This is a genomic window from Vibrio anguillarum, assembly GCF_001989995.2.
GTDB lineage: Bacteria > Pseudomonadota > Gammaproteobacteria > Enterobacterales > Vibrionaceae > Vibrio > Vibrio anguillarum.
On record NZ_JAHGUP010000083.1, the window covers coordinates 1 to 4,725 of the forward strand.

The 4,725-nt window shown below is 45.3% G+C and carries 2 protein-coding genes; both read left to right on the top strand.

Translation table 11 applies throughout. The features are described 5' to 3' along the window. The first annotated feature begins 502 nt into the window (after positions 1–502). Entirely contained in the window at positions 503–1,555 is a 1,053-nt protein-coding gene (locus PL85_RS16080) for an efflux RND transporter periplasmic adaptor subunit (protein WP_094127336.1), read from the top strand. Further along, positions 1,555–4,665, top strand: a complete 3,111-nt coding sequence (gene vexH / locus PL85_RS16085; RefSeq protein WP_115339610.1) for a vibriobactin export RND transporter permease subunit VexH — start codon at positions 1,555–1,557, stop codon at positions 4,663–4,665. Before PL85_RS16080 ends, vexH begins: the two co-directional genes overlap by 1 nt. Positions 4,666–4,725: the final 60 nt, after the last annotated feature.

The following is a 4,725-nucleotide window of genomic DNA, read 5'->3' on the forward strand; positions in this document are numbered from 1 at the left end:
GCCACTCGGGAACCCCTCCAGAGGGTTTTCATACAATGTGATTTATAGTGTTTATAACGACACTATTGGCTCACAGTATGCTTAAACAACGTTTTCCCAACGCATTGCTCAAGTGCGGAGCGCATGATAGCAAACTCGCTCTCTCTGTAAAGCCTTTTTCTTATGATTTTGAATTGAATGCTGCCTTTTTGGGCAAAGGGGGGAGGAATGGATAGTTTTGCTCTATTTATACCCTTCCCAGTTGAAGCTCCAGCGGTGTTGGCTACGTTCGCTCACCCCAATCACATAGTTTATCTATGCTCATGGGGATGAATTTACTTGCCGCCTACCTGCAACTTCAGGTTGTTTGGGTATAGCCTGTGTGTGACGCCTAAAAAGCTGCCGGAGGAGGCTAAGTTATGACGCACGTTACAGATATTTAATAAGATTTACACTCCTTGACGTTCGAGCGTCGTATAAGCAGTTACAATTCAATCAGTCTATTTATTGTTGAATAAAAACTATGAAAAACACGTCTATTCTTTCGTTAATGATGGTTACTTTGCTTACCACACCGTTAAGTGCGTTCGCTGCGCAAGCACCACAAGCCGTTGCGGTGGTCGCAGAGCGTGTGGCAACTCATCAAGTGTCTCAGTCTCTTTCACTGATTGGTAAATTAGAAGCTGAACGAGCAGTGGAGATCTCATCTGAAGTTTCGGGAAAGGTCAGCCATATTGCGATTAAAGCCAATCAAGAGGTCAAGAAAGGTCAGCTCTTAATTCAGCTTAATGATGATAAAGCCAAAGCCGCACTTTCAGAGGCTCAAGCCTATTTGAACGATGAACAGCGTAAGTTGAAAGAGTTTGAACGTTTGGTCAAACGGAACGCCATTACCCAAACGGAAATCGATGCGCAAAAAGCGAGTGTTGATATTGCTCAAGCACGTTTAGATGCAGCAAACGCAAATTTAAACGATCTGCGCATTAGCGCGCCATTTAATGGCACCGTTGGTTTTATTGATTTTAGTTTGGGCAAAATGGTCAGTGCAGGGACGGAATTGCTGACTTTAGATGACCTATCGGTGATGCAACTCGATATCCAAGTGCCAGAGCGTTACCTTTCGTTAATCAGTAAAGGTATGACGGTGACGGCGAAGAGTAATGCTTGGGCAAAAAACGAGTTTACCGGCAAAGTTGTGGGTATTGATTCTCGCATTAACCGTGAAACCTTGAATTTGCGTGTCCGTATTCATTTCGATAACCAAGATGGCAAGCTAAAACCCGGGATGTTGCTTTCTACTAAGTTGAATTTCCCAGCGATTGAAGCGCCCATTATCCCCGTTCAAGCACTCGAATATTCAGGCACTAAACGCTATGTCTATGTGATTGATAGTAATAATAAAGTAATACGCACGGAAGTTTGGCTTGGCGCGCGGATCGACAATCAAGTGGTGATTGATAAAGGTTTAGCCATTGGCGATAAGATTGTGGTGCAAGGCATCGTGAATATGAGAAACGGCATTGTCGTTACTGAAGTCAATGTGGATGGCTCACCGATACAAAAGGATGACAAATAATGTGGTTATCCGATGTTTCAGTGAAGCGCCCTGTGGCGGCGGTGGTATTAAGCTTACTGTTGTGCGTTTTTGGTCTAGTGTCATTTTCTAAGCTTTCGGTCCGGGAAATGCCCGATATTGAAAGCCCGGTGGTTTCAATCAGTACTCGCTATGCAGGGGCTTCAGCTACCATCATTGAAAGCCAAATCACTTCTGTATTGGAAGATCAACTGGCAGGCATTAGCGGGATTGATGAAATTGAATCCACCACGCGTAATGGCATGTCACGGATTACCGTTACCTTTGAACTGGGTTACGATCTCAATACTGGTGTGAGCGATATCCGCGACGCCGTTGCGAGAGCGCAGCGCTCATTACCCGATGAAGCGGATGATCCAACCGTATTCAAAAATAATGGCTCTGGTGAAGCTTCTTTGTACATTAATCTCAGTTCTTCAGAGATGGATCGAACCCAATTGACCGATTATATCGAACGAGCTTTGATTGACCGCTTTAGTTTAATCTCTGGCGTCAGTTCTGTGGATGTGTCTGGTGGTCTTTATAAGGTGATGTATGTCAAGCTCAAGCCGAATCTGATGGCTGGGCGTGGTGTCACGACTTCTGATATATCAAGTGCATTGCGCAGTGAAAATATTGAAAGCCCGGGCGGGGAAGTGCGTAACGATTCGACAGTAATGTCGGTGCGTACCGACCGAGCGTACAAAACGGCTCAAGATTTTGACTATCTGGTGGTTAAGCGCGCAAGTGACAATTCGCCGATTTACTTAAAAGATGTCGCGGATGTCTTCATCGGCGCTGAGAACGAAAACTCAACCTTCAAAAGCGACGGTGTGGTTAATGTGAGCATGGGCATTGTGCCACAGTCAGATGCTAACCCCTTGGATGTGGCGCAGCGTGTCCATCAAGAAGTCGATAATATTCAGCAGTTTCTACCCAAAGGAACGCGCTTGGCCATTGACTACGACTCGACCGTCTTTATTGATCGCTCAATTTCGGAAGTGTATAGCACACTGTTTATCACGGGTGGTTTAGTGATTTTGGTACTGTACATTTTTATCGGCCAAGTTCGGGCAACGCTAATCCCAGCCGTTACTGTGCCAGTATCATTGATCTCTTCTTTTATTGCCGCTTACTATTTCGGATTCTCCATTAACCTTATCACCTTGATGGCGCTGATTCTTTCCATCGGTTTGGTTGTTGATGACGCGATTGTGGTGGTGGAAAATATATTTCATCACATAGAACAGGGAGAGAAGCCACTGCTGGCGGCTTATAAAGGGACGCGCGAAGTCGGCTTTGCCGTGATTGCCACCACATTGGTATTAGTGATGGTCTTTTTACCGATCTCTTTTATGGACGGTATGGTCGGCCTGTTGTTCACCGAGTTCTCTGTACTTTTGGCCATGTCGGTTCTCTTTTCATCGCTAATAGCGTTAACTTTAACGCCCGTTCTCGGTAGCAAGATTTTAAAGGTCAATGTCAAACCAAACCGTTTTAATCGTTTTGTTGATCGTATTTTTGGTCGTTTAGAAGCGGGTTACAAATCCTCTTTACGTTTTGCTATCCGTTGGAAATGGGCGGCACCATTCGTTATTCTTGCATGTGTCGGTGGCAGTTATTTTCTGATGCAGAAAGTGCCTTCCCAGCTCACGCCTTCAGAAGATCGCGGCGTTATTTTTGCCTTTGTGCGCGGAGCGGATGCGACCAGTTATAACCGGATGTCGGCCAATATGGATCTTGTTGAGCAGCGGTTAATGCCCTTGGTTGGCAAAGGTTTTCTCAAGTCGTTTAGTATTCAATCGCCCGCGTTCGGTGGGCAAGCGGGTGATCAGACGGGTTTTGTTATCATGATTTTGGATGACTGGAACGAACGAAGCATTACCGCTCAACAAGCATTAGGGCAGGTAAAAAAAGCGCTAACGGGAATTCCCGATGTACGAGTTATGCCCTTTATGCCCGGCTTTCGTGGTGGCTCTAATGAGCCTGTTCAGTTTGTGTTAGGTGGGTCAGACTATCCTGAACTCAAAAAATGGGCTGAATTGCTAAAAACGGAAGCTGAAAATTCCCCCTTTATGGAAGGTGCTGACACCAATTATTCCGAAAAGACACCTGAACTGGTGGTGACGATTGATAGGCAGCGTGCCGCGGAATTGGGGATCAGTGTCGCGGATATTTCAGATACGTTAGAAGTGATGCTCGGCGGGAAGAGTGAAACCAGCTTTGTTGAGCGTGGCGAAGAGTATGATGTTTATCTCCGTGGCGACGAAAATAGCTTCAATAACGCCTCCGATTTAAGCCAGATCTATATGAGAACCGCATCCGGTGAGATTGTTACACTGGATGCACTTGCAAAAGTGGAAGAAGTGGCATCATCAATCCGCTTATCTCATTACAATAAGCAAAAGGCGATCACGGTTACCGCAAATTTATCTGATGGCTATACGTTGGGTGAAGCATTAGATTTTCTTGACAAGAAAGCGATAGAGATGCTCCCTAGCGATATTTCTGTTAGTTATTCTGGCGAGTCAAAAGATTTTAAAGAAAATCAATCGAGTGTCGCCATTGTATTTGCGTTAGCGCTGCTTGTCGCTTATTTGGTACTAGCCGCCCAATTTGAAAGCTTTATCAACCCGTTAGTGGTGATGTTAACGGTGCCTATGGGAGTATTTGGCGGCTTTCTTGGCCTATTAATTATGGGGCAAGGCATCAATATCTATAGCCAAATTGGGATGATTATGCTGATCGGAATGGTGACCAAAAATGGCATTTTGATCGTTGAATTTGCCAACCAGTTACGTGATAAGGGGGTTGAGTTTGAAAAAGCTATCATTGATGCCTCAGCAAGGCGCTTGCGGCCAATCATGATGACCGCATTTACTACTTTAGCAGGTTCAATCCCATTAATTATCTCGACAGGAGCAGGCTATGAAAGCCGAGTTGCGGTGGGTACAGTGATTTTCTTCGGTATGGGTTTTGCCACTTTAGTCACTCTGTTTGTTATCCCTGCTATGTATCGTTTGGTCTCGGCATCAACACGCTCTCCAGGTCATGTTGAAGCTGAACTTAACCAAGAACTGCTGCATGATGTTAAAACCAGAAGTGTTCACTGATTAACGTATCAAGAGCCTGCGCCCTGCAGGCTCTTTTTTGTTGTCATCCCTAAACCACCG

Coding starts and splice junctions, on each gene's coding strand:
- PL85_RS16080 (WP_094127336.1), top strand. CDS start 503: ATGAAAAACACGTCTATTCTTTCGTTAATGATGGTTACTTTGCTTACC.
- vexH (WP_115339610.1), top strand. CDS start 1,555: ATGTGGTTATCCGATGTTTCAGTGAAGCGCCCTGTGGCGGCGGTGGTA.